Origin of the sequence: Amycolatopsis dongchuanensis, assembly GCF_039542405.1 — a bacterium.
Classification (GTDB): Bacteria; Actinomycetota; Actinomycetes; order Mycobacteriales; family Pseudonocardiaceae; genus Amycolatopsis_E; species Amycolatopsis_E sacchari.
In genome coordinates, this window is sequence record NZ_BAABIB010000100.1 from 1 (window position 1) to 24,981 (window position 24,981).

Annotated in this window: 26 protein-coding genes; 15 read left to right on the top strand and 11 right to left on the bottom strand. The window is 68.4% G+C overall.

What is annotated here, in order from left to right:
* Nucleotides 1-342: 342 nt before the first annotated feature.
* Nucleotides 343-1,323, top strand: a complete 981-nt coding sequence (locus ABFX51_RS26915) for an AraC family transcriptional regulator (RefSeq protein ID WP_017985042.1) — start codon at nt 343-345, stop codon at nt 1,321-1,323.
* A gap of 74 nt (nt 1,324-1,397) precedes the next feature.
* On the opposite strand, the gene ABFX51_RS26920 is transcribed toward ABFX51_RS26915, so the two are convergent.
* Nucleotides 1,398-2,123, bottom strand: coding sequence for a type 1 glutamine amidotransferase domain-containing protein (locus tag ABFX51_RS26920; RefSeq protein WP_017985041.1), 726 nt, complete (start codon nt 2,121-2,123; stop codon nt 1,398-1,400).
* A 260-nt stretch (nt 2,124-2,383) separates the two neighbouring features.
* Between ABFX51_RS26920 and ABFX51_RS26925 the strand changes: the two genes are divergently transcribed.
* The 12 genes from ABFX51_RS26925 (at nt 2,384) to ABFX51_RS26980 (ending at nt 11,390) form a co-directional block, all read left to right on the top strand.
* Nucleotides 2,384-3,403: a DJ-1/PfpI family protein gene (locus ABFX51_RS26925; RefSeq protein WP_017985040.1), complete on the top strand. Its 1,020-nt coding sequence runs from the start codon at nt 2,384-2,386 to the stop codon at nt 3,401-3,403.
* Entirely contained in the window at nt 3,400-3,879 is a 480-nt protein-coding gene (locus ABFX51_RS26930) for a nuclear transport factor 2 family protein (RefSeq protein ID WP_013673014.1), read from the top strand. The genes ABFX51_RS26925 and ABFX51_RS26930 overlap by 4 nt, the downstream gene beginning before the upstream one ends.
* Nucleotides 3,880-3,887: 8 nt before the next feature.
* Nucleotides 3,888-4,364, top strand: coding sequence for a nuclear transport factor 2 family protein (locus ABFX51_RS26935; protein ID WP_026153521.1), 477 nt, complete (start codon nt 3,888-3,890; stop codon nt 4,362-4,364).
* Between the two features lie 43 nt (nt 4,365-4,407).
* Nucleotides 4,408-5,940, top strand: coding sequence for a ferritin family protein (locus tag ABFX51_RS26940; RefSeq protein WP_017985037.1), 1,533 nt, complete (start codon nt 4,408-4,410; stop codon nt 5,938-5,940).
* On the top strand, nt 5,937-6,245 hold the full coding sequence (locus ABFX51_RS26945; RefSeq protein ID WP_013673011.1) for a toluene-4-monooxygenase system B family protein: 309 nt from the start codon (nt 5,937-5,939) through the stop codon (nt 6,243-6,245). Before ABFX51_RS26940 ends, ABFX51_RS26945 begins: the two co-directional genes overlap by 4 nt.
* Nucleotides 6,242-6,559 carry an MmoB/DmpM family protein gene (locus tag ABFX51_RS26950; RefSeq protein ID WP_013673010.1) on the top strand — a complete coding sequence of 106 codons (318 nt, stop codon included), beginning with the start codon at nt 6,242-6,244 and terminating at the stop codon, nt 6,557-6,559. The genes ABFX51_RS26945 and ABFX51_RS26950 overlap by 4 nt, the downstream gene beginning before the upstream one ends.
* A complete protein-coding gene (locus tag ABFX51_RS26955) occupies nt 6,556-7,608 on the top strand; it encodes a ferritin family protein (RefSeq protein WP_013673009.1) in 1,053 nt (350 codons plus the stop codon). The genes ABFX51_RS26950 and ABFX51_RS26955 overlap by 4 nt, the downstream gene beginning before the upstream one ends.
* On the top strand, nt 7,608-7,934 hold the full coding sequence (locus ABFX51_RS26960) for a Rieske 2Fe-2S domain-containing protein (protein WP_346055281.1): 327 nt from the start codon (nt 7,608-7,610) through the stop codon (nt 7,932-7,934). Before ABFX51_RS26955 ends, ABFX51_RS26960 begins: the two co-directional genes overlap by 1 nt.
* On the top strand, nt 7,931-9,172 hold the full coding sequence (locus tag ABFX51_RS26965; RefSeq protein WP_346055282.1) for an NAD(P)/FAD-dependent oxidoreductase: 1,242 nt from the start codon (nt 7,931-7,933) through the stop codon (nt 9,170-9,172). Before ABFX51_RS26960 ends, ABFX51_RS26965 begins: the two co-directional genes overlap by 4 nt.
* Before the next feature lie 27 nt (nt 9,173-9,199).
* Nucleotides 9,200-9,961 (top strand): iron-sulfur cluster assembly protein, encoded by a 762-nt coding sequence (locus ABFX51_RS26970; protein WP_017985034.1) that lies wholly within the window; start codon nt 9,200-9,202, stop codon nt 9,959-9,961.
* Between the two features lie 20 nt (nt 9,962-9,981).
* The gene (locus tag ABFX51_RS26975; RefSeq protein ID WP_013673005.1) at nt 9,982-10,272 is read left to right on the top strand and encodes a putative quinol monooxygenase; all 291 of its coding nucleotides are present in this window, start codon (nt 9,982-9,984) and stop codon (nt 10,270-10,272) included.
* A gap of 146 nt (nt 10,273-10,418) precedes the next feature.
* Complete coding sequence (locus tag ABFX51_RS26980; protein WP_026153516.1) at nt 10,419-11,390, top strand: AraC family transcriptional regulator; 972 nt, start codon at nt 10,419-10,421, stop codon at nt 11,388-11,390.
* A gap of 5 nt (nt 11,391-11,395) precedes the next feature.
* Here ABFX51_RS26980 and ABFX51_RS26985 read toward each other — a convergent pair whose 3' ends face one another.
* The 4 genes from ABFX51_RS26985 to ABFX51_RS27000 form a co-directional block, all read right to left on the bottom strand.
* Nucleotides 11,396-11,629 (bottom strand): biotin/lipoyl-containing protein, encoded by a 234-nt coding sequence (locus ABFX51_RS26985; protein ID WP_346055283.1) that lies wholly within the window; start codon nt 11,627-11,629, stop codon nt 11,396-11,398.
* Complete coding sequence (locus ABFX51_RS26990) at nt 11,626-12,672, bottom strand: alpha-ketoacid dehydrogenase subunit beta (protein WP_345397946.1); 1,047 nt, start codon at nt 12,670-12,672, stop codon at nt 11,626-11,628. Before ABFX51_RS26990 ends, ABFX51_RS26985 begins: the two co-directional genes overlap by 4 nt.
* 18 nt (nt 12,673-12,690) lie before the next feature.
* Nucleotides 12,691-13,665, bottom strand: coding sequence for a thiamine pyrophosphate-dependent dehydrogenase E1 component subunit alpha (locus ABFX51_RS26995; protein WP_017985030.1), 975 nt, complete (start codon nt 13,663-13,665; stop codon nt 12,691-12,693).
* 135 nt (nt 13,666-13,800) lie between these two features.
* Nucleotides 13,801-14,544 carry an IclR family transcriptional regulator gene (locus tag ABFX51_RS27000; RefSeq protein WP_346055284.1) on the bottom strand — a complete coding sequence of 248 codons (744 nt, stop codon included), beginning with the start codon at nt 14,542-14,544 and terminating at the stop codon, nt 13,801-13,803.
* A gap of 172 nt (nt 14,545-14,716) precedes the next feature.
* Between ABFX51_RS27000 and idi the strand changes: the two genes are divergently transcribed.
* On the top strand, nt 14,717-15,319 hold the full coding sequence (idi, locus tag ABFX51_RS27005) for an isopentenyl-diphosphate Delta-isomerase (protein ID WP_346055285.1): 603 nt from the start codon (nt 14,717-14,719) through the stop codon (nt 15,317-15,319).
* 846 nt (nt 15,320-16,165) lie between these two features.
* On the opposite strand, the gene ABFX51_RS27010 is transcribed toward idi, so the two are convergent.
* From ABFX51_RS27010 to ABFX51_RS27035, 6 genes are all read right to left on the bottom strand, one after another.
* Nucleotides 16,166-17,890 (bottom strand): GMC oxidoreductase, encoded by a 1,725-nt coding sequence (locus tag ABFX51_RS27010; RefSeq protein WP_346055286.1) that lies wholly within the window; start codon nt 17,888-17,890, stop codon nt 16,166-16,168.
* Nucleotides 17,891-18,214: 324 nt separating this feature from the next.
* Entirely contained in the window at nt 18,215-20,254 is a 2,040-nt protein-coding gene (locus tag ABFX51_RS27015; protein ID WP_428832503.1) for a fatty acid desaturase, read from the bottom strand.
* Nucleotides 20,254-20,571 (bottom strand): ferredoxin, encoded by a 318-nt coding sequence (gene fdxA, locus ABFX51_RS27020; protein ID WP_017985025.1) that lies wholly within the window; start codon nt 20,569-20,571, stop codon nt 20,254-20,256. The genes ABFX51_RS27015 and fdxA overlap by 1 nt, the downstream gene beginning before the upstream one ends.
* 14 nt (nt 20,572-20,585) lie before the next feature.
* Nucleotides 20,586-21,587, bottom strand: a complete 1,002-nt coding sequence (locus ABFX51_RS27025; RefSeq protein ID WP_017985024.1) for an NAD(P)/FAD-dependent oxidoreductase — start codon at nt 21,585-21,587, stop codon at nt 20,586-20,588.
* Complete coding sequence (locus ABFX51_RS27030; protein ID WP_017985023.1) at nt 21,584-22,564, bottom strand: R2-like ligand-binding oxidase; 981 nt, start codon at nt 22,562-22,564, stop codon at nt 21,584-21,586. The genes ABFX51_RS27025 and ABFX51_RS27030 overlap by 4 nt, the downstream gene beginning before the upstream one ends.
* Before the next feature lie 136 nt (nt 22,565-22,700).
* Nucleotides 22,701-23,990 (bottom strand): sensor histidine kinase, encoded by a 1,290-nt coding sequence (locus ABFX51_RS27035; protein ID WP_346055287.1) that lies wholly within the window; start codon nt 23,988-23,990, stop codon nt 22,701-22,703.
* Nucleotides 23,991-24,065: 75 nt separating this feature from the next.
* On the opposite strand from ABFX51_RS27035, the gene ABFX51_RS27040 reads away from it, so the two are divergent.
* Complete coding sequence (locus ABFX51_RS27040) at nt 24,066-24,743, top strand: response regulator (protein ID WP_346055288.1); 678 nt, start codon at nt 24,066-24,068, stop codon at nt 24,741-24,743.
* Nucleotides 24,744-24,981: the final 238 nt, after the last annotated feature.

Genomic DNA, 24,981 nt, shown 5'->3' on the forward strand with positions numbered 1-24,981 from the left:
AACATGATCAACTACCGGACCGGCCAGCCGCCCACCGGGTTACGAGACATCCCTTAGGGCGAGCGCTGGGCGATACGGCGCGGCGCTGGTAGCTCCGGCCGAGCCGCAGGTGGCGACGGAGGTGGTCCCGACTGGGCCGTACGCAGCGGCGCTGGTACCTGCAGGTGAGCGGTACGGCGTGGCACCGGCCTCGGCCCAGCCGCGCGGTGGGGCGTTGGCTTCGACCGAACCGAGCGCGGCATCGCTGGCCCCCGCCGAGTCGCACGCGGCACTGGCTCTGGCCGAACCGAGCGCGGCACTCGCAGCCCCAGTCGGCTACTCCTCGATCGGACGCCGGGCTCGATGATCGACACCACGGGAGATGCCGACATGACCGAAATGCTTCGTCAGCTCCACGAGATCCACACCTCGGGTGACCTGCTCACCGAGATCCGATCCCGTGCCCCGGAGCTCGGCGGCAATAACGGGGGATGGCCAGGGCTGACGTTCTATCGTTTCACGCATCCGGTCGCGCCGAAGTGGGCCGAGGTCAAGTCGCTGTCGCTGTGCATCATCGCGCAGGGGCGCAAATGCGTCACGGTCGACGGGCAGAAGTACTTCTATGACCCGTTCAACTACCTGGTGCTGAGTAGCAGCCAGCACTTCCAGGCCGAGATCCTCGAAGCCACCCCGGCCAAGCCCTTCCTGTCCTTCGTTCTGCAGATCGATCCCACCCTGGTCCGGCGGGTGTCGTCGGACATCCTCGACCGCCGCACCACGACCTTCGGGCGGCCGGTGGAGAGCAAGCCGGAGCGCGCGTTCGTCACCGCGCTCGACTGTAACCTGATGGGCGCGGCGATGCGGTTCCTCCGTGCGACGCACACCGGGGCCGACCGGCGGGTGCTGGCGCCGGTCTATCTGCAGGAGATGGTCTACCGGGTGCTGCAGGCGGAGCAGTACGCCCGGCTGCTGGAGATCGCCGCCACCCAGGCCGCCAGCAACCCGGTCAGCGAGGTCATCTCCTACGTGCGGAAAAACATGTCCGAGCCCCTGACGGTGAGCGACATGGCGGAGCAGGTTTCACTCAGCCCGTCCGCGTTCTCTCATCTCTTCCGCGACGTCACGGGTAAGTCGCCTTACCAATTCGTGAAAGAGACGCGGCTCAACCGCGCGCGGGAGTTGCTGATCGAGAACAAGCTGAGCGTAACGCAGATCTCGCGGGCGGTCGGCTATTCGAGCGCATCCCATTTCATCAATGAGTTCCGCGACCGGTTCGGTGCGACCCCGCGTGCGTACTGCGATCTGCAGTCGCTCAGTCATGAGCTGCGAATCCAGAAGGGCTGACGACGAGAGGCCGTGCTCGTGGGGCGGCAGGGTGCCCCACGAGCACGGCCTCGTGACGGCGGAAGCGATCCGCGTTACTTCACGGTTTCCAGCACCGCGCTGTGCGCCTTGACGAGCTGCTCCGCCAGAGGCTCGGAGGCCGCCGGATTCTGTCCGGTGTAAAGGTTCCCGTCCACCACCACGTGCGGTTCCCATGGGCCGCCGCTCTTCTCGAACTTGCCGCCGCTGGCGATGAGCCGGTCTTCCAGCAGCCACGGCGCCTTGTCGGCGAAGCCGACCTGCCCCTCCTCGACATTGCTGAAGCCGGTGACCCGACGGCCCGCGAACAGCCAGTTTCCGTTGTCGTCCTTGGCCGGTAACAGGGCGGCCGGGCCGTGGCAGACGGCCGCGACCGCTTTCCCGGAGTCGGTGAAGTTGCGGACGAGCGCGCCGAACTTCTCCGACACGGCAAGATCCTCCATCGGCCCGTGTCCACCGGGGACGAACACGAAGTCGAAGTCGCCGGCGTCCACTTCGTCCAGATCCACCGGCGAGTTGAGCTCGGCGGCGATGCTGTCGAGGTATGCGCGGAATCGCTTGCCCGGCTCTTCCGAACCCCCGTTCATGGCCGCGGTGAAACCGGCTTCGTCCGCCGTCGGGACGGCGGCGCCAGGGGTGGCGATCGTGATGTCGAAACCGGCGGCGCGGAAGACCTGGTGCGGAACGGCCAGCTCCTCGGGCCAGAAACCGCAGGAGTGCCGGGTGCCGTCGGCCAGCGTCCAGTAGTCCTTTCCGGACACTGCGAACAGTACGCGCGTCATGGAATGCCTCTCTGCGTCGGATGTGATGAGGTTTCCGCGGCGCCACGCACGCGGAAACATGTTATGACCCTAATCGCGGCGAACCTGAACGGTCAGCTCCTTCGGCTGAATCTTGCAGAGATCAGCAGGAATCCACACACCCCTCCCAACCGTGTCGGAATCCGCACAACTCTCGTAGGAATCTTCGATGCGAGCCGGGTCACACGCTGGGTACCGTTCCGCCACGGTCTTCGATAACCAGCCGTTCACCTGGAGTTGACATGCCGCGTATCGCTTACCTGGTCTCGAGTGCTCGCGAGATCGAACTCGCAGACGGCACACTGCATCCCACCGGTTACTTCGCCGAAGAAGCCTTGAAACCGTACGAACGGTTTGTTGCCGCGGGCGCCGACGTCGTAGTGGTCACCCCGGACGGCCGCGAGCCTTTCGCCGACCCGTACGGGCTCGAGAACTTCTTCCACTATCCCGAAGAGGACCAGGACTACTTCGCCTCCGTCACCCGTACGTTCCACCAGGATCCCGACGACGTCCGGGTGACGCTGCACCATATGACCGAACAGGGTCTGGTCGCGGCACGCCGCATCGCGGCGCGACTCAAGGAGCGCGGGATGTCGGCGAGCGACGCGCATGCGCTGGTCAGCAAGGCGGCGAAGATCGCGTGGCGGGAGGACCGCCAGCTGATCGATGTGATGGTGGAGGAGGGTATCGACGGCGGTCTGTCCCGTGCGGAGATCCAGGCGGCCGTCGACGAGCTAGACGAGGCGAGCCGGGCGCTCGCCGCGGAGCGCCGCAGGCGACTCGAAGCCATTCCGGGCTTCCGCAATCCCGTTTCCCTAGCCGATCTGACCGACGAGCAGCTCGCCGAGTTCGACGCCGTGTTCGCCCCAGGCGGGCACGGGCCGATGGTCGACCTCGCAGACAACCCGCACGTCGCCCGCCTGCTGACGATCCTGCACGAGAAGACCGCGCCGATCGCCTCGCTGTGCCACGGCCCCGCCCTGCTGCTGTCCGCGCCGGAGCGGGAAGACGGGCAGTGGCTGTTCGACGGCTACCGCATGACTTGTTTCACCGACGAGGAGGAGGACCAGACGGCCCCCGGCAAGCTCGGGTTGCCGTGGTACGTGGACACCGCACTGAAGAACGCCGGCGCGGTGTTCGACGACGGCCCGGCCGCGTGGGTCTCGCATGTGGTGGTCGACCGCAATCTGATCACCGGTCAGAACCCCGCATCGACCGAGGCCACCGCGGACGCTGTCCTCAAGGCACTCCAGATCCGATGAAGCTCTTCAAACGCAAGTCGATTCCCCGTGAGGAGCAAGGGATTGTGAACACTACGCCGGAACAGACCGTCAGGGCATTCCTCAACGCCTTCCAGCTCAGGGATGTCGAGGCAGCACTGTCCGTTGTGGACAAGTCGGTCCGAGTGGAGATCTTTCCCCTCGATGTCCGAGAAGGCGGCTTCGACGACATCCGCACCGCGCTGACGGACATCGTCACCGCATTCCCCGATCTTCACCTGGTGATCAAGGACGTCATCGAAACCGGCTCGGTGGTCACCGCGGAACTCAAGGTCGAGGGCACCCAGGCCGCGGACTACGCCGGCGCGGTCAACCAGGAGAAGCACCTGGACGTCGATCAGGCGTGGCGGTTCACAGTGGATGGTGACCACATCGTCGGTATCCACGTCTACTGGTGCCAGAACCAGCTCTACCGCCGCCTTGCCGTGAAACGACTCGACCAGATCGCGATTGTGTGAGGGCTCCCATGACTACCACGGAACCAGCAACCCGAGAGCTCACGTCCCCCGCCGATGTGGTCGCCGCGTTCTTCGAGGCATACTCGCGCCACGACGTCGAGACGATGACCGAGATGTGCACCGACAACGCCGACTTCTCCTATGTCCCGTACGAGGTGTGGGGGAAGCAGCGGGTGCTGCGCGGGGACGGCAAGGTGCGCACCGTCGGCAAGGTCATCTGGAGCGGCCTGATCAACTCCTTTCCCGATCTGTTCAACGTGGTCCACAGCATCGACGCCAATGACAAGGGCGATGTCGTTGTGATGTGCGACATCGGCGGAACCCAGCAGTCCCCGTGGGGGTTCGCCGCACCGAAGGGTGGCAGGTTCAGCGAGCCACACCTGTTCATCTTCCACGTCGACGAGAACGGCCTCATCGACAAGATCAAGGCTTACTGGAATGGGGCCGGAATCAACCGCCAGCTCGGCCACCTCGAAGTCGACTGACAATCCCCTTCTTGCACAGCGCAGTGAAAGGAATCTCGGAGAAATGACCTTGCTGAAACGCGAAGAGTGGCAGCACTTCGTTCGTGACGTCGACTGGACCTTCCGCTACGTTGACGACGAGGCGGTGTTCCCGGAGTGGCACAGCGGTACCGGCAAGGTGCCGCGTGAGGCGTGGTTGTCCTGGGAGGAGAACTACAAGGTCACCTACCCTGAGTACGTCGCGACACAGCGTGAGAAGGAAGCGTCGGCGTACGCGGTGAAGGCGGCGCTGCAGCGGTCCACCGCCTTCGACAACCTGGACGAGGGCTGGAAATCCTCCACCAAGATGCACTTCGGCGGGGTGGCCCTCGTCGAGTACGCCGCGGTCCTCGGCGAGCTGAAGATGGCTCGGTTCGGCCTCAACGGGGCCTGGCGCAACATGGCGACCTTCGGTCAGCTGGACGAGCTGCGCCACGCGCAGATCACCACCTTCTTCGGGCACGAGTTCGTCGGCAAGGACCCGCAGTACGACTGGACGCAGAAGACCTTCCACACCAACGACTGGGTGCCGATCGCGCTGCGGAACCTCTTCGACAACATGATGATCTCGCCGAACGTGGTCGACCTGGCGATCGAGCTGCCGTTCACCTTCGAGACCGGCTTCACCAACCTCCAGTTCGTCGCGCTGTCGGCCGACGCGCTGGAGTCCGGCGACGTCAACTTCGCAAACATGATTTCGTCGATCCAGACCGACGAGGCCAGGCACTCCCAGCAGGGCGGGCCGACCATGGAGATCCTGGTCGAGCACGACCCGGTGCGCGCGCAATGGGTCATCGACCGCAGTTTCTGGGGTTCCGCTCGCGCGTTCGCCGCGCTCACCGGCCCGGCGATGGACTACTACACCCCTCTGGAACACCGGAAGCAGTCCTACCGGGAGTTCATGGAGGAGTGGATCATCGACCAGTTCATCCACACCATCGAGGACTACGGGCTGAAGAAGCCCTGGTTCTGGGACGAGTTCATGCGTGGCCTGGACACCTGGCACCACGGGCTGCACATGGGCCTGTGGTACTGGCGCCCGACCCTGTGGTGGCGGCCGAAGGCCGGGGTCAGCAAGGACGAGCGCGAGTGGCTGCAGGAGAAGTACCCCAACTGGGAGAAGGTGTACGGCGGCAAGTGGGACACCATGATCGACAACATCAACGCGAACAACGTCGAGGCCACGCTGCCCGAGACGTTGCCGTGGTTGTGCAGCATGTGCCACCTGCCGGCGTGCAACGCCACCCAGTCGCGCGACGGCACCTGGCGGGTGCGTGACTGGTCCCTGTCCTACGGCGGGAAGACCTATCACTTCTGCACCAACGCGTGCCGGCAGATTTGGTGGAAGGACCGTGACAACGTCAACCACGAGACGCTGATCGATCGCTTTCTGGCCGGCCATATCCAGCCGATGGACGTCGGCGGCATCCTCAACTACATGGGGATGACCCCGGACGTGATGGGCGACGACCCCGACTACGCCGCATGGACTAAGGACTACACCGGCCGGCCGGCGACCGGGCTCGCGCTGAGCACGGCGAAGGGTGACCAGTCATGACCGAGAATGCCACGGTGGAGCTGCCCATCGAGGACCAGGCGCCGCAGGTGGTGCCGCTGAACGCGGTCTTCGCCGACGACTTCGTGCAGATCCTGGTGCCGGTGACCACCGCAGACACCGTCCGCGAGGTCGCGGCCGCGGTCGCGCACCACGTCGAGGGCAAGCGGGTCCGCGCCCTGCCCTACGAGAAGGTCGTCTTCCACAACGGCAGGCGCCTGCCACCGGAGATGACCGTCGCCGAAGCGGGCATAGCGCCGCTGGATCACGTCCGCGTCGAGTACGACATCCCGAAGGGCAAGTCATGAAGAATCCTGTCGGGCCGATCCTGCGGATGGGCGACGAGGTCGAGCAGATCATCGCCGCCATCGAAGACGACAACCCGGACCACGAGATCGAGGTCATCGACCGCGGCTCGTACATCCGGGTGCAGGGCGAAGATCGCCTGGTCGTCACCCAGGACACGCTCCGCGCCTACCTCGGCGCGGACTACGAGATCCGCACCTTCGAGTCGATGATGTCGTCCTTCAACGGCCGCATCACCACCACGAGTGACTCGATCACGTGGGAGAAGGTGTCGGCGAAGAAGAACGCCTTGGCGAGGGAAGGAGCGCGGTCATGACCGGTCAGCCGAGGAAGGCGCGCCCGCGCCGGACCTTCAGCGCATTCGGCGACGTGCGCCGGATGCCGAGCGAGTACGAGATCGTGACGCACGGGCAGAACTGGACGATGCGTGCCAACCGCCCGTCGGCGTTCGAGCACAACCCGTCGTCCCCGCCTAACCTGTGGTTCCTCACCTACCGGGAGAACTCACCGCTCAAGGCGGAGGACTGGGAGCAGTTCCGCGACCCGGACTCGATGACGTACAAGACCTACGTCAACCTGCAGGCCGAAGCCGAGACCAAGACCGCGGGCGTGCTGGAGGAGTTCGCCGAGGCGAACGCGGACTCGGCGCTCACCCCCGGCCAGGTCGCGCTGCTCGGGTCGATGTTCACCCCGTCCCGCTACCTCCTGCACGGATGCCAGCAGGTCGAGGCCTACATCGGCTACATGGCGCCGACGTCGTACGTCACCAACGCGGCCAGCTTCGCGACCGCGGACTACCTGCGCCGGGTGACCCTCACCGCGTACCGAACCCGCGAGCTGCAGCTTGCCCACCCGGACTCGGGCATCGGCACCGCGGAGCGCGGGATCTGGGAAAACGACGAGGCATGGCAGCCGGCACGGCAGGCGATCGAGAAGGCACTGATCGCCTACGACTGGGGTGAGGCGTTCACCGCGCTCAACCTGGTGCTGGCACCGACCATCGATGACGTGCTGGTCCGCCAGTTCACGGAGGTCTCGCGCGACAACGGCGACCAGCTCTCCTGGTTGCTGCTGTCCTTCCTGCAGGCGGACAACGATCGCCGCAACCGGTGGAGCGCCGCGCTCGCGGGCTTCTGCCTGCAGCAGAAACCCGAAAACGCCGACGTGCTCCGTCGCTGGATTGCCCGCTGGACCCCGGTCGCGGACGCGGCGGCACACGGGCTCGGCAGGTTACTGGAGACCCGGCCGGAGCACGGTCGAGCGGCCGACGAGGTCGCGGCCGGGGCCAAGGCGGCGCGGGAAGCCTTCCACGCGCGACTGTTCGAGGGGCTGGAGGCGGCCGGAGAAGGGAAGAGGGCAGGGTGATGAGCAGCGCAATAACCGGGAAGTGGCAGGAAGCCATGCATCTCGACGACCTCTGGGAAGGCGAGATGGAGGGCGTCGAGATCGACGGCAAGAAGGTCCTGCTCGTCAATATCGACGGTGAGGTCCGGGCGTACAAGAACCGGTGCCCGCACCAGGCGTGGGCCCTCGACGAAGGCGACTTCGACGGGCAGACCATCACCTGCGTGCGCCACATGTGGACGTTCGACGCGCTCAGCGGCAAGGGCACGAACCCGGACAACTGCGAGCTGATCACCTACCCGTGCCGGGTCGAAGAGGACGGCACGATCCTGGTGGACGTCCGATGAGCACCCGGCGTCATGTGCTGGTGGGGGGCGGGGTCGCGGCCGCGGCCACCGCCACCCACCTGCGCAAGCACGGATTCGACGGTGAGATCGTGCTGGTCGGCGACGAGCCACAGCCGCCGTACGAGCGGCCGCCGCTGTCCAAGGACTTCCTGCTCGGGACCACCGAATTCGAGGAGTTCCAGGTGCGGCCGCCGGCCTGGTACGACGAGCAGTCTGTCGACCTGCGCGTCGGCATCAGGGTGACCGCGATCGATGTGCCGGGGCGGTCGGTGACCTTGTCCACCGGCGAGCGGCTCGGGTACGACGGGCTGGTGCTCGCCACCGGGGTGCGGCCACGGCGGCTGCCCGGGTTCGACGGCGACCGGGTGCACTACCTGCGGACCGCCGCGGACTCGCAGCGGCTTCGCGCGCAGCTGGCCGAGTCCGAGCGGGTGGTGGTCATCGGCGCGGGTTTCATCGGGTGCGAGGTGGCCGCGGCGGCGGTCGGGCTCGGCAAGCAGGTGACGATCTTCGATCCGGCGCCGACCCCACTGGCGCGGGTGCTCGGCGCCACGATCGGCTCCGTGATGACCGGGATCCACCGGTCGCGCGGGGTGCAGATCCGGGCGGGGGAGTACATCAGCGAGCTCCGGCACACCGGGGACGGATTGCTGCTGACCTCCAACCTCGGCCACCGTGTCGAGTGTGACCTGGTGGTGGTGGGGATCGGCTGTGAACCCAATGTCGAACTCGCCGCCGAGGCCGGCCTGGCGACGGACGGCGGGATCGTGGTCGACGAGTACGGGCGGACCTCGGCGCCGGATATCTACGCGGCAGGCGACGTGGCAGCGCAGTATCACCCGGTCTACGGCAGGACGATCCGGGTGGAGCATCACGACAACGCCCTGCGCCAGGGCGCCAATGTGGCACTCAATCTGACCGGCTCGGCGGAGCCGTTCGCCGAGGCGCACTGGTTCTGGTCGGATCAGTACGAGCACAGCCTGCAGTCGGTCGGCCGGCCGGCCGACCTCGAAGACCTCGTCATCCGCGGCTCGTTGGAGGACCACGACTTCTCGGCGTTCTCCCTTGTCGACGGCCGGATCCAAGCGGTGATCTCCCTCAACCGCCCCCGAGACGTGCTTGAGGTGCGGCGGATGCTCTTCGCGCCGCACGAGGTGACCGCCGAGCAACTGCGCGACGAATCGGTACCCCTCAAGCGGCTGATACCGCGGTCGCCGTGGGCCACCGCCCGAGCTTGAGCCGCCAGTGTCGGAGAAGGAGTCACCATGACCACGATGGGAATACTGGCCGTCCGGGAGCAGCAGGCGCGGGTCGTCGCGGACGAAGCCCGCGTCGCGCTCGAAGCGGTCCGAGGGTTGCCGGCCGTCAAAGCGGTGGCCAAGCTCAGGCTCGGACCAGGACGGACCTGCGAACCGGTCGCGCGGGTGATCGACAAGGCGCTCGCGCGGGCGGACGCGGCGGGTATCGCGGCGGACCAGCTGGTCGTCGCGGGTGGATCGGCCGAACCGGCGGAGGACATTGTTCGCGTCCGGCGCAAGGCACACGGCATCGCGGACTGGATCAGCAGCCCCACCGCCGATGTGTCCGTCGAACTCCAGCCGGCCGGGCTGTACGTCACTCAGGTGGGCACTGCTCCCGCGCCGCCCGATCGACCCGGCACCACGGCGAGCCCGCAGGCGAGCGCGCACCAGGACGTCACACCGAACCCGATGGCCGAGACCGTCCGCGAGGCGCTGTACGAGGTGATCGACCCGGATCTCGGGGTCAACATCGTCGACCTGGGGTTCGTGCGCGACGTCGTGGTCGACGACAACGGGGTCGCGACCATCACCATGACGCTCACCTCGGCGGCCTGCCCGCTGACCGAGGTGATGGAGGATCAGATCCGCACCGTGCTGCTGACTGACAACGGCGGCCTGGTTTCGGACTTCCTCGTCGAATGGGTGTGGGTGCCGACCTGGCGGCCCGCGGACATCAGTGCCGAAGGCCGCGAGCAGCTGCGGGCAATCGGCTTCACCAATTTCTGATCTTGCGCAGGAGGGTTCGAATGGCGTACGTGGTGATCGCGACCTGGAAGGCGAAGCCGGGCCAGGCCGAGCACATCAGGAAAGTGCTGGAAACGGTGACCCCGATCAATCGGGCCGAGGAGAAGATGCTGCACTTCCAGGCCCAGGTCAGCATCGACGACCCGGACACGTTCGTGGTCTACGAGAAGTATGTCGACGCCTCCGGCTATGCGGACCACAAGGCGAGTGACGCGTTTCAGTCCTACGTCGTCGGCGAGGTCATTCCCAACCTGGTGGAGCGCAGTGTCGCCACCTTCGAGACGATCGACTGACGCCGCCTTCATGGTCAACCCCGTGCCGTCGCGCTCGAACATCCCGGAGGGCCATCCGGCGGAGTAAACTCCTCGATTACGGCGTGACCGCGGCTCGCGGTTCACCGGCCGTGGTGTGCTGACTGCTGGCGAGCGGGGAGTGTGGCATGCACAAGGAAGTGCGCGCCCTCGAAGAGAGGATGACGTCCGGCGACCTCATCGCCGCGTTGCTGGAGCGGGCCCCGGAACTCGGGGCCAACACCGGGCTATGGCCAGGGCTGACCATCTACCGGTTCGCCGAGCCGGCGGCGCCGACCTGGGAGGAAGTCCAGTCGCTGTCGCTTTGCGTGGTCGCGCAGGGACGCAAATGTGTGACCGTCGACGGCGTGCCCTACCGCTACGACCCGTTGAACTACCTCGTGCTCAACAGTCACCTGCATTTCCAGGCGGAGATCGTCGAAGCGAGTGCCGCCAAGCCGTTTCTGTCCTTCGTGCTGCAGATCGATCCGGCCGTGGTGCGGAAGGTCTCGGTCGAGATGGTCGAGCGGCGGTCGGCCGCGCTGACCGAACCGTCGCCGGGCGCCGAGTCCGCTCCCGCGTTCGTCTCCGCGTTGGACTGCGGCCTGATGGGCGCCGTCCTGCGGTTCCTGCGCGCGCTGGACAGCGGTTCGGACCGGCGCATCCTCGCCCCGGCCTACCTGCAGGAAATGGTGTACCGCGTGCTGCAGGCGGACCAGTACTCCCGGCTCCTGCAGATCGCCGCGGACCAGCAGTTCCACGACCCGGTCACCCGTGCCATCTCCTACGCCCGCGACCACCTGGCCGAGCCGCTGTCGGTGGCGGACATGGCCGAGCACGTCTCCCTCAGCCCGTCCGCCTTCACCGCGCTGTTCCGCGAATCCACCGGTAAGTCGCCCTACCAGTTCGTCAAGGAGATGCGGTTGAACCGCGCGCGGGAGCTGCTCGTGTCGGGTGGCGGTACCGTGGCCAGCATCTCGCGCGCGGTCGGCTACCCCAGCGCATCGCACTTCATCAACGAGTTCCGCCGCCGGTTCGGCCTGTCACCGCGCGCCTACTGCGACTTCGCCACGCTGAGCAACGGCCTCGACGCGCGGCAAGCAGCCGGGAGCTCCGGGTAGCGCGGTCACTCGATGCGGGCCACGACGGTGCCCTGGGTGAGGGCGTCACCTTCCTTGGCCAGTAACCGAATCACGCCGGATGCGGGGGCCGGGATCTCCATGTCGACCTTGTCGACGGCCACCTCGGCGATGAGGTCGCCCTCCCGCACCTGGTCGCCATCGGTGACGAACCAGGTGGCGACCACCCCCTCGGCGTCCGGGTCGGTGTCGGAGATGATCGGACACGGGATCTCGGTCACGCGGTGACCACCTCGAGCACGGCCCGCCGGATCCGATCCGCGGTCGGCAGGACCGCGTATTCGAGCGAGCGGGCGTACGGGATGGGCACGTCGGGAACGCAGACTCGCCTGGCGGGAGCGCGCAGCAGGGTCGGATCGCGCTCGACGACGCGGGCGATCACCTCGCCGGACAACCCGAACGACAGGTAGTCCTCGTCCACCACGAGCAGCCTGCCGGTCCGGCCAACCGATTCGAGGATGGTGTCGGTGTCCATGGGCACCAGGCTGCGCAGGTCGATGACCTCGCACTCGACGTTGTCGCCGGCCAGCTCGTCGGCCACGTCAAGGGCGTGGTGCACCGACAGCGACAGGGTCACGATCGTCACGTCCCTGCCGGGGCGGACGATGCTCGCCTTGCCGATGGGCACCTCGTACTCGTCCTCCGGCACCGGGCCGATCGAGCGCCGGTTCTTGGCCATCCACGGCAGGCCCATGATCCCCTTGTGGAACAGGTAGACCACCGGGTTGTCGTCGCGGATGGCGGAGATCATCAGGCCCTTGGCGTCCGCGGGCGTACTCGGCACGACCACCTTCATGCCGGGCAGGTGCGCGAAGGTGCCCCAGAGGCACTGCGAGTGCTGCGCACCATCGGAGTAGCCGCCGCCGACCGCCGTGGTGAGCACCATCGGCACCGTGACGTTGCCGCCGGACTCGAAGTGGATCTTGGCCATGTGGTTGTAGATCTGGTCCATGCACACGCCGAAGAAGTCGACGAACATGAGCTCCACGATCGGCCGCATGCCCTCGACCGCGGCCCCGATCGCGGTGCCGATGAACGCGGTCTCCGAGATCGGCGTGTCCAGCACCCGCTGCGGGCCGAACTTCTCCAGCAGCCCGGTGGTGGAGCTGAAGATCCCGCCGTAACTGCCGACGTCTTCGCCGAGCACGAATACGCCGGGATCACGCTCCATTTCCTGCGCGATGCCCTCGACCATGGCCTTGGCGGTACTGAGCTTGCGTTGGGTCGAGGTGGGTACCGGTGACGAGGGTTCGGTGAGCGTCATGGCTTCTCCTCGATCGGGTCAGGCGAACACGTAGTCGCGTGCGGTTTCGGGTGCCGGTTCGGCGCTCTGCTTGGCGAAGGCGATCGCGTCCTCCACCCGTTGCGCCGCCGCGTCGGCCGCCTCCCGCGCCCCGGCGTCGCCGAGTACGCCGGCTCGGCGCAGCTCGGCCTCGTAGGTCGGCAGCGGATCGCGGCCGGGCACGCCTTCGAGGTCGGGCCGGTAGCCCTGCGCGTCGCCTTCGAAGTGTCCCCAGAGCCGGAGCGTGTGGACCTCGATCAGGCTGGGTCCCTCCCCGGCCCGCGCACGGGCGACGGCCCGCTCCGCCGCCGCGTGCACCGCCTCGACGGAGTTGTCTTCGACCCGCTCGCCCGGCATGTCGTAGCCGGCGGCGCGGACCGCGTTCGAGGTGACACAGGTGGATGCGCTGCGCGGCACCGAGATGCCCCAGTCGTTGTCCTCCACCACGAACACCACCGGCAGCTTCCACAGCGACGCCAGGTTCAAGGATTCGTGGAAGGCGCCCTGGTTCGCCGCGCCCTCGCCGGTGACCGCCACCGCGATGCGGGCGTTGCCCTGGCGCTGGAACGCGAGCGCCTGCCCGAGCGCCGGCGGGTAGCCCTCGGCGATGATCCCGGAACAGGAGAAGTGGGTGTCGGGGTCGAACAGGTGCATGTGACCGCCCCGGCCGTGGCCGAGCCCATCGACGCGGCCGAAGATCTCCGCGGCCATCTTCCGCAGGTCGACGCCGTGCGCGATGGCGAAGTGGTGCGGCCGGTGCGTCGCGGTCACCGCGTCGTCGGTGGTGAGGTGTGCGCAGACACCCGCCGCGACCGGTTCCTGGCCGGCGGACAGGTGCATCTCGCCGGGAATCTGCCCCGCGCCGATGTCGAACACGGGCTTCTTGTCCGCGTGGTACTCGCGCAGGATCGCTTCCTCGAAGGTGCGGATCAGCACCATGGTGCGATAGAGATCCAGTGCGATCTTCGGTTCCATCTGACCTCCCTGGCATCCAGGAGTAACTCTCGCGCTGCGCGGCCACCGCCGACAACGGCGCGGATTTCAAATGGTGATACCGCCGAGGGCCTGGTGCCCCTCGGCCGGCCACGGCGCGCCGTGGCCGAGGTAGTCCTAGGCCCGCAGCGCGACGGCGCGGGCGACCCGGTTCGCGGCCCGGCTCAGCGCGCCGGGATCGGCCATCAGCGCCGGGTACCTGCGGACCGGCGCCGAGATCGCGACCGCGCCGATCAGGCCGGGCGCCCGCACCGGCGCGGCGACGCACGCGGTGCCGAGCAGGTACTCCTCGCGATCGGCCACCACGCCCCTGTTCAGCCGCAGCCGCTGCTCGAGCACCCTGGGATCGGTGACGGTGTGCGGGGTGAGGTCGGCCAGCTTGTACCTCGATAGGTAGTCGTCCCGGCCCGGCTTGTCCAAACAGGACAGAATGCACTTGCCGAACGCCGTCGCGTGCCCCACTTCGTGCACGCCGACCCACAGATCGACGGACGGCATACTCGGCCCGTCCGCGACGTCGATCAGCTTGATCTCACCGTCCTGGTAGAGCGAGAGGTAGGTGGCGCCGCGCAACTCGTCCCGCAGCGACTGCAGGGCGGGCCTCGCCCTGCTGACCACCGCCTGCACCGTGTTCCGCTGGCCGAGCGCGTCCACCCGGTTGCCCAGGACGTACCCGTCGTCGAGTTTGCGCAGGTAGCCCTCGTGGACAAGGGTCCGAAGCAGGTGGTACGTGGTGGGCAGCGGCAGGCCGAGGGCGCGGGCGAGGAACTTCGCCGTCGCCGGGCGCTCGCTCGCACCGACCGCGTCCAGCAGGTGCAGTGCGCGCTGAACGGAACCGATCAGGGTGGGGGCACCGGCCATCGTGGCACCTCCGTACGCGTCGTTGCTGGAGCGTTTCCAGCATGCGACCAGGCAAGCCGGTTGACAAGCCGTGTGCTCGATCACGGCAGCCCCCGGTTGGCGTAGTGCGATTCGATCGTGTGGAGTGGACTGGTGGCGGTGCCCTGCCGCAGGGTGCCCGGGGAGGTCGGTAGTGAGCGAGGAACGCGTCATTCTGGTCGACGAGCACGGCCGGCCGGCGGGAACCGCCGAGAAGGCGGCGGTACATGGCATGGACACCCCGCTGCATCTCGCATTTTCCTGCTACGTGTTCGACTCCGACGGACGGTTCTTGATCACCCGGCGAGCGGATGACAAGAAGACCTGGCCGGGGGTGTGGACGAACAGCTGCTGTGGCCATCCGGCGCCCGGCGAGCCGCTGACGGTGGCGGTGGCCCGCCGGTTGCGGCAGGAGCTCGGACTCACCACGAACCGGGTCGATCCGGTGCTGCCCCGGTTCCGCTACCGGGCGGTCATGGACAACGGCATGGTGGAGAACGAGGTCTGCCCGGTCTTCCGAGCGACCACCGACGGCGAACCGGAGGTCGACGAGGCGGAGGTGGCCGACTTCGCGTGGACGGACTGGACGGAGTTCGCCACGGACGTGCTCGCCGGGCGTCGCACGGTTTCCCCGTGGTGCCGGTGGCAGATCGAGCAGCTGGACCCGCTCGGCAGCCGGCCGGACCGGTGGCCGGTCGCCGAGCAGCGGGAGCTGCCGCCGGCCGCGATCCCCGAGCCCGGCTCAGCGGTTCCGTAACGCTCCGTCCGGCACCGTTGTCCCGAATGTCGCCGGTGCCGGTGCCGGTGCCTCTGCGGTGCCGGTGCCCACGCCGCCACCCGCGGACACCCGCGCACAGACCGCGGACACGCGTACGCCACCCGCGGACACCCGCGCACAGACCGCGGACACGCGTACGCAGACCGCGGACACACGCGCACGGATCGCGGACACGCCCGAGATCGGGCTTGGGCTCCGCCCCCGGCGTGTCCGCACCTGATGACCGCGTGTCCGCGATCTGTGACCGCGTGTCCGACGTTGGCGACCGGGTGTCCGCACTTGGCGACCGGGTGTTCGCCATTCCTGATCGGGCAGCGGGAATAGCACTGCTTGACGCGGCACGAGCAGGTGCCGCAGCAGGCGCGTTGACTCGCCCGCGACCCCGCTGATCAGTGCCGAGTCGAGCCCGAGCGAGTCCCACCGCTGCCGCCACGAGTCGCCGGTGTTCGGGTGCGCATCGACGATCGTGAAGTCGAGGCCGGCCCGCCTGCCACGAGGGCGGCGAACGACCATCGCCGGTACTCGCCGCGATGGGGCTGCCGGACGAGCGCGCGTTGGCGGCGCTGCGACTCTCCGTCGGGCGCTGGACCCTGGCGGACGACGGAGAGTCGCCGCCAGGGCCCTCGCGCTGCCGCCGATGCCTAGGTGTGTCTTCGTGAAGCTGGCCGCCGATGCCTACGTGTGTCTCGTGAGGCCGGGTGGCGCGGGCCGCCGGACGTGTCGTGCCGATGGTCCGGATGTGTGGAGACGGGCCGCCGACCCCAGCCGTGTGACGGAGCAGGGTTTCGCGGCCCGGTCATCCGATTGCGCTGCACCAGGCTCGGCTCAACGCTTCGAGCGCACCTCGACGACCGGCAGCCGCAGCGCCCCCGGCGCGCCGCTCGGGACGGCCGGCCGCTTCGGTTCGACGGCGGGCAGTCGTCGGTAGCGCTCGCCGACCGGTGGCCGGGGATCCGGCTGCCCCTTGTTCGGCCAGAACGACATCGCCCGCTCGGCCTGCGCGGTGATGGTGAGCGAGGGGTTGACACCCAGGTTCGCCGAGACCGTGGAGCCGTCGATCACGTGCAGCCCCGGGTGGCCGTAGAGCCGGTGCCACGGGTCGATCACACCGCTGTCCGGCGAGTCGCCGATCGGGCAGCCGCCGATGAAGTGCGCGGTCAGCGGGATGTTCGCGATCTCGCCGATCGTGCCGCCCGCGATGCCGTCGATCTTCTCCGCGGTGCGCCGCGCGGCGTCGTTCGCGGCCGGGATCCAGCTGGGGTTCGGTTCGCCGTGGCCCTGCTTCGAGCTGAGCTTGTGGCGCCCGAAGAGTCCCTTGCGGCCGAAGACGGTGATCGAGTTGTCGAGCGACTGCATGACCAGCAGGATGATCGACTTCTCCGACCAGCGGCGCGGCCAGAGGTGCCAGGACAGGTGCCGGGGGTTGCTGGCGATTTCCTTCAGCCAGCGCAGCCAGCGGGGCACCCGCCCGCCGCCGTCGGTCAGCGCGGTCTGCAGCAGCGCCATCGCGTTGCTGCCCTTGCCGTACCGGACCGGCTCGACATGGGTGTTCTCGTCGGGATGGAACGAGGACGTGATGGCGATCCCGGTGCTGTAGTCGGCGCCGGGCAGCCGTGACTTGGCGCTGAGGATGGATTCGGAGTTGGTGCGGGTGAGCTCGCCGAGCCGGCGCGAGATGTTCGGCAGGGCGCCGTCGTCGCGCAGCCGGTGCAGGAGCTTCTGCGTGTTGTAGGTGCCGGCGGCGAACACCACCTGCTCTGCGGTGAAGGTGCGGGCGTGCTTCGGGCTCGGCGCCTTGCCGGTGCGGACCGTGCGCACGGCGTACCCGCCGCCGGGTAGCGGGCGCACCTCGGTGACCGTGGTCAGCGGATGCACCTGCGCGCCGTTGGCTTCGGCCAGGTGCAGGTAGTTCTTCGGCAGCGTGTTCTTCGCGTTGTGCCGGCAGCCGGTCATGCACGAACCGCAGCCGATGCAGGTCCGGCGGGTGGGCCCGGCGCCGCCGAAGAACGGGTCGGCGATCTCGGTGCCCGGTTTCGTGCCCTCCGGGCCGAAGAGCACCCCGACCGGGGTCAGCCGGAAGGTGTCGCCGACGCCCATGTCCTCGGCGACCTCGCGCATCACCGTGTCGGCCGGGGTGTGCAGCGGGTTGCGCACCACGCCGAGCATCCGCTTGGCCTGGTCGTAGTGCGGGGCGAGTTCCGCGCGCCAGTCGGTGATGTCCCGCCACTGCGGGTCGTTGTAGAAGGAGTCGGACGACGGTTCGTACAGCGTGTTGGCGTACAGCAGCGAGCCGCCGCCGACCCCGGCCGCGGCGAGCACGACGACATCGCGCAGCAGGGCGATGCGCTGCAGCCCGAAACAGCCGAGTTTGGGTGCCCAGAGGAAGTTCCGCACATCCCAGGACGTCTTCGGATAGCTGGACTCGTCGAACCGCCTGCCGGCCTCGAGCACGCCGACGCGGTAGCCCTTTTCGGTCAGGCGTAACGCCGTGACCGAGCCGCCGAAGCCGGAGCCGATCACCACAACGTCGTAGTCATAGCTCATGGTCATGTCCCATCTCTGTACTCGTGTCCGCGCTCTGTGTACGCGTGTCCGCGGCCTGTGTACGGGTGTTCGCACGCTGTGCGCGTGTGTCTGCGATGCGTGTACGGGTGTTCGTAGACTGCGTACGGGCGTGTGTTCGTGTCCGCGCCCTGTGCGCACGTGTCCGCGATCCGTGCACGGTCACCCGAGCCTCCCGGGCCGCGCGTGCCGTGTGCGAGTGCACGCATGCGCGACACGTGGTCGGGAAGTGCGGACACGTGTGCATGCAGTGCGGACACGTGCGCGTGAAGGTGCGACACGCGCGCACGAAGCGCGGACACGGCTGGTGCCTCAGGCGTCGTAGTCGACGTCGAAGCGGTCGCTGGTCGGTCTGGTCTGGCAGGTGAGTACGTACCCCGCGGCGACCTCGTCGTCGCTGAGCGCGTAGTTGAGTTCCATCTCGCCGGTGCCCCGCACCACCTTGGCGCGGCAGGTGCCGCAGGCGCCGCCCATACAGGCGTACGGTGCGTCGACGCCAGCGCGCAGCAGGGACTCCAGCACCGACTCCTGCCCGGTGCCGTCGGCGGTGGCTAGCTTCCCACCGACCGTCGCGGTGATCGTGGCGGCCACCGCACCCTCCACAGCGGACTGCCCGGACTCGGTGCGGAACAGTTCGAAGTGGACGGTCCCTGACGCGACACCGTGCTCGTCGAGCAACGCGCGGGTGTCCTCGATCAGCGCCTGCGGACCGCACAGGTACCAGGCGTCGACCTTGGCCGGAGACAGCGCGCCACCGAGCAACTCGGCCAACCGCTCGGTGGTGATCCGCCCGTCCACCCGCTCCTCGAAATGGGAGCCGGGACGGAACTCGGTCCGCTCTCCGGTGTGGAAGTGGATGATCCGCAGCCGCCCCTCGAACTGCCGCGCGAGCATTTCCAGCTCGTCCCGGAACATCGTGGACGCGCTCGTCCGGTTGCCGTAGAGCAGCGTGAACCGGCTTTCCTCCTCCACCGCGAGCGCGGTGCTGAGCATCGAGATGATCGGCGTGATCCCGCTGCCCGCGGCGATGCCGACGTAGTGTTTCGCGTTACCTGGCAACGGTTCGAGGGTGAACCGGCCGGCCGGGGGCAGCACCTCCAGCACGTCACCGGCCCGGACCTGCTCGGTGAGATAGCCGGAGAACTCGCCGATCCGCTTGACCGCGATACGGAGTAGATCGGAACTCGCGGACGCGCAGATCGAGTAGGTACGGCGCAGCTCGGCACCGTTGACGAACCGGCGCAGCGTGAGGTGCTGGCCAGGCCGGAACCGGAAATCGGCACGCAGCTCGGCGGGCACGTCGAAGCTGATGGACACGCTGTCCGCGGTCAGCGGCCGCACCTCGGACACGGTCAGCCGGTGGAATTCCGGGCGGGCACTGGGTTCGCTGGGGAAGGAGTCGGTGAGCCGCCGCCACGCGCGGTACTCCGACGCGGTGAGCTCGCGGCCCCAGGCGGTCAGGATCGGCACGTCGCGGTCGAGGTAGGCCTCCTGGTTGCGCCGCCACGCCTGCACGTACCGGTAGAACGGGATCGCCGGGTGCAGGTGGTGCACCAGGTGGTAGTTCTGGTACAGCATCACCGGGGTGAGCAGCCATTCCATGCCCACCCGCATCCTGGTGGCGCGGAACCGGTTCTGCGCCGCGGTTTCCGGCAACCCGTGGTGCGGCAACCAGTCGAACCACCAGGCGAGCACGGCAAGGCCGATCCGCTGCGGGATCAGGTAGATCACCGCGAGTTCCCACAGGTGGCCGGTGGCGATCGCGGCGCAGGCGCCGGCCAGGCTGAGCGTCACCATCACCACGGTTTCCCAGGACTCGCCCCTCGGCCGGCGTGGCATGCGCGGCACGTAGAACCGCACGTACCAGGCGTCGATGGTCAGCCACCGGTACGGCAGCTGCCACCAGGGGCCGTGGCTGGTCCACGCGTCCGGGTCGGTGCCGATGTCCTCGTTGGTGTTGCGGTGGTGCTCGATGTGGATGTACCGGATCGCGCCGAAACTCACGTAACTCGCCACGAACGGCAGGGACAGCCGGCCGAGTACCTCGTTGACCCAGGTCCACCGGCCTGCCGCGTGGTGGGTGGCCTCGTGGAGCACGGTGAACATGGTGAAGGTGACCACGGCGTGCAGGGGGATGGTCAGCCACGCGGAGGTCTCGGTGCCGAGCACCAGCCAGGTGGCGAAGACCCACAACACCAGGGAAGCCAGGAACAGCACCACCGTCGGGGCGGACGCGCGGGCCAGTGGGATGCCGGGGTCGGGCACCCCGCGGCGAACCGCGCGCGCCTCGGCTTCGCTGAGTACCGGGCCGGAGGGGTCGGGCAGAGGGTTTTCCCGGTCGAGGACAGCCATCACACGTCCTTTTCCAGCTCGGCGACGAACGGCGGGTCGGTCAGCTTGCCGTCCACATTCGTCGATCCGCCTGGGGAGCCGATCTCGGCGAACACCTCGCGGCTGGTCTCCTGGAAGGGCAGCCACCGCTCGTCGAGGCGTTGCGCGGGCCGGATCGCTTCGACCGGGCAGACCGCTTCGCAGGCGCCGCAGTCGATGCACTCGGTGGGGTGGATGTACATCATCCGCTCGCCCTCGTAAATGCAGTCGACCGGGCATTCCTCGATGCACGACTTGTCCATCTCGTCGACGCACGGTTCGCCGATCACGAACGCCATTGTCTTCTCCTTCGCTATGCCTGGACCCGTTCGAGCGCGGCCGGCGGTGCGTCGGACGAGTGGCCGGGGGCCAGGCCGACTTCCGGTTGCAGCACGGCGGCCGCGTTGTTGACGGCGGTGGCGACCTCGCCGAAACCGACGGCGATCAGCTTGACCTTGCCGTCGTGCGTCGCGATGTCGCCAGCCGCGTACACCTGGGGGAGGTTGGTGGCCATCGTCGCGTCGACCAGGATCGAGCGGTCGCGCAGTTCCAGTCCCCACGACGCGATCGGGCCGAGCTGCAGCTTGAAGCCGAGCGCGGCGACCACGACGTCCGCCGGCACGACGACGGGTCCCTCGCCGGTGCCGACCTCGACCGCGGTCACCCGGTCGTCGCCGTGCAGCGCGGAAACCTGCGCGTCCAGCAGCAGCTCGCATCGCGACGCGTGCAGCTGGGCCACGGAGTGCTCGTGCGCCCGGAACGCCTGCCGCCGGTGTACCAACCGGACACTCTTCGCCTTCTCGACGGCGGCCAGCGCCCAGTCCACCGCCGAGTCGCCCCCGCCGACCACGACCACGTCCCGGCCGGTGAACACGTCCAGGTCCGGCACGAAGTAGTGCAGGCCCCGGCCGAGGTACTGCTCGCCGCAGGGCAGCGGCCGCGGGCTGGCGGAGCCGACGCCTGCCGTGATCACCACGGCGCCGGCCTCGACGGTGACGCCTTCGTGGCTGGTGACCACGACCTTGCCGTCCCGGTGTTCCAGCCGCTCCGCCTGCTGCCCGAGCAGGTAGAGCGGGTCGAACGGCGCGGCCTGCCGGAACAGGCGGTCGACCAGCTCCTGGCCCTTGACACTGGGGAACCCGGCGATGTCATAGATGTTCTTCTGCGGGTACAGCGCGCTGACCTGCCCGCCGACCTGCGGCAGCGAGTCCATCACGGCCACGCTCAACCCGCGAAACCCCGCGTAGTAGGCGCCGAACAGACCGACCGGTCCGGCGCCTACCAGCAGGAGATCGACCCGGGTGGGCGCGCTCAACCGGCCACTCCGGCCGCGGCCTCGGTGTGCACCCGGTCTTCTTCGGCGAACTTGTCTTCCAGGGTCATCGGCGAGTAGTCGTCGTCGATCTCCTCGACCGCACGGCCGCGGGCGCTTTCGATCGACTGCAGGCGGCGGCTGACCTTGTCCAGCGCGTACTCGGTCATGGCCTGCACGCTGACCCCGAACGGCGGGTTCTCGCCGAACGGCGCGAGCATCTCGGTGATCAGGCCGACGGCCGGCTCCAGCAGCTCCTGCATGCGCCCGGACACGACGTCCCAGTTCGCGTCGTCGGCGGCCACGTGCCGGCGGCAGGTGAAGGTGCCCCACGCCATGTGGCGGCGCTCGTCGTCGCCGATGTACTTGACGATCTGCTGCATGCCGGGCAGGATTCCGCGGCTGTGGCAGATCTTCGCCCAGGCGAAGTAGCCGGTCAGCGCGAGGCAGCCTTCGACGACATGGTTGTAGGTCACCGAGGCCCGGATCTGCGCGGCCGGCGAGGTGTCCTCGGACAGCGCGTACAGCGAGGACGGCAGCTCCTCCATGAAGATCTTGCGGTACGAGTCACCGTTCTCGGTGAACGCGTGCAGGTCCTCGGTCACCCCGACGGCGTCGAACCACATCCGGAAGGCCTGCATGTGCTTGCCCTCTTCGAAGGTGAACTGCGTCAGATACGTCTCGTCGCCGAGGCGCCCTTCCGCCGCCATCGCGTTCATGAACGGCTGGAGGTCCTGGGTCACCGATTCCTCGCCTGCCATGAAGTTCGCGGCAAGGACGCAGGTCATCCGCTTCTCGTCCTCGCTCAGCGCCGCGAAGTCCGCCGCGTCCTGCGAGAGGTCGATGTCGTCGGGGTTCCAGAACTTCTTGTTGCCCTTGCGGAACAGCTTCATCGGGAACGAGTCGAGACGGAGGCCGCCTTGGGAAAGGCTGCCGAATCCGGTGCGGTTACCGTGTTCGATACTGCGGTCGATGGGCATGACGACTCCCTGGACTCCGGTTCGGGAACTACGTTGTCCGCGTTGAACGCGGGCCCACAGGATTACGCAAACGGGTCGCCGGGAAGGGGGCCACGCGCGCCAGTTCTGGCCCGGGAGTGCCAGTTTTGTTGCCCGGTCAGCCCACCGGGACCTCGAACCGGGCGATCAGGCCGCCGCCGGGGCGTTGCCGGAACTCCAGCTTGCCGCCGAGCGCCTGCACGATCTGCTCGACGATCCACAGCCCCAGTCCCGCCGTGCCCCGGTTCGAACCGGTCGCGGTGTACTTGCCGGTGAGCTTCTCCAGGTTCTCCGGTTCGATCCCCGGCCCACGGTCGAGCACCTGCACGTGGAGATGCTCGTCGACGACCCTGGCCTCGACGTCCACGGGATGCCCCTCGCCGTGCCGGGCGGCGTTCTCCAGCAGGTTCGTCAGCACCCGCCGGAGGCGTTGCGAATCGGCGGTCACCATCTGATCCTGCTCGTCGAGCAGCAGGCGCAGGCGCGGTGGGCGAAGGCCCGCGGCGTCGGCCGAGGCCAGCAGCAGCCCGCGCAGCTCCACCGCGCGGACGCGGCCGGTGCTGAACGTGGGACGGCGGCTCGCGGCGACGTCGGCGAGCGCGTCGAGCATGTCCGAGAGGTGGTTCGCGTGCTCGGCGACCAGCCGGGTACTGGCCGCCCGGTCGGCCAGGGTGATGCTGCTCTCCGGGTCGGCCAGGCCGCGGCTCAGCGCCCGCAGCGAGGCCACCGGGGTGCGGAACTCGTGCAGCATCACGGCCAGCCCGTCCTGCTGCGACTGGTAGGACTCCAGCAGCCGGCGCCGCAGGTCCCGTTCCTCCTCGGCCGCGGCGTGCTCGGCCATCGCCTCCACCCGCGCCGCGATGCTCGCCTCGCGCTCGCGCTCGACCAGCCGCGACAGGCTCGCGCCGAGCACCCCGGTGAGCACCAGGTAGCCGGCCCACCAGGAGCCCTGGCGAACCCGCTCCTCAGGGGGCGTCAGCCCGGGGTCCACGAAGAGCGCGATCGCCAGGTAGGCGGCACCGAGGGTGAACGCCAGCAGCACGGTGGGCCGCAGCGGCAGGCGGATGGCCGCCGCGGTTACCACCAGCAGCAGGATGGCCACCGCCGGGCTGCTTGCCGCGCCGGACAGGGCGACCGCGAGCAGCGCGAAGGTGCTGTCCAGGGCGGTGACCAGCCAGGCGGTGCGCCGGCCCCGCAGCTCCCAGCGGGGGTGGGTGGCGACCGCGACCGCGTAACAGCAGGCCACCACGAGGACCACGATGACCAGCCGCAGGTGCTGTCGGAGGTTGTCGCCGCCGACGACCAGCAGCAGCGAGATCGACAGCACCACCACGACGCGCACGCCGACCATCACCCTGGCGATCGGTGTCGCGCCGAGATCGACTTGCTCGGCCTCGCTAGTTGACATGGTCGTGTCCGACCCCTCCCTGTGTGGGCTCGCGGTGCGGATCCCTTGGTCAAAAGTGCGTGTAATACTAGGCCGGTGAAAGACCGGCGGCTCGTGATCGTGATTGTGGACGACCACGAACTGTTCGCCAGGGGGCTCGCCCTGCTGCTGTCGACCAATGCCGGTGACCGGTTCGAGGTCGGCGGCCTCACCACCCACGTGGAGGAGGCGCCGGCGCTCGTCGAGTCCTGCGGTGCCGATCTCGCGATCGTGGATCTGGCCATGCCGCCGCTCGGTGGGACCGCGGCGATTCGCCAGATCAAGCGGCGTTTTCCGGGAACCAGGGTGCTCGCACTGTCCGGTTCGGACGATCTCGAACTCGCCGAGCAGGCGCTGCGGGCCGGCGCGGACGGTTACCTGACCAAGTCGGCGGACCCGGAGGTTCTCGTCGCGCCGTTGCTGACGGTGGCGGCCGGGTTCCGGGTGCTCGAAGGGGAGCTGCTCGACCTGCTGCTGACCGCGACCAGGAAGCCGCCGGAGGCGCTGCTGGAAGGGCTCGGTTCGCAGGATCTGCGGCTGTGGACGTTCCTCGCGCGTGGCCTGGAGACCAATGACATCGCCAACCGGATGCTGGTCTCCGAGCGCACCGCCAAGCGGATGGTCGCCTCGCTGCTGAACAAGATCGGTGCGGCCAACCGGGTGGAGGCCGCCGGGCTGGCCGGTACCTACGGCCTGCTGGACAGCACCTCGAAGTTCGCCGAGGACGCGACTTAGCCTTCGCGCACCGAGTTGGCTGTCTGCGGCACCGAGTTGGCCGCTTGCGGCACCGAGTTGGCTGTCTGCGGTGCCGAGTTGGCCGGTTGCGGCGTCCGGTTGGCCACTTCGGGCGTTGTGTTGGCGGGCTGCGGCGGCCGCGCGAATCCGAGGCGGCCGGTCACGCACCGAACCGGCCAACTCGCCGCTCGAACCGGCCAAGTCGGTGCCTGAAGTGGCCAAGTCGCCGCCCGAACCG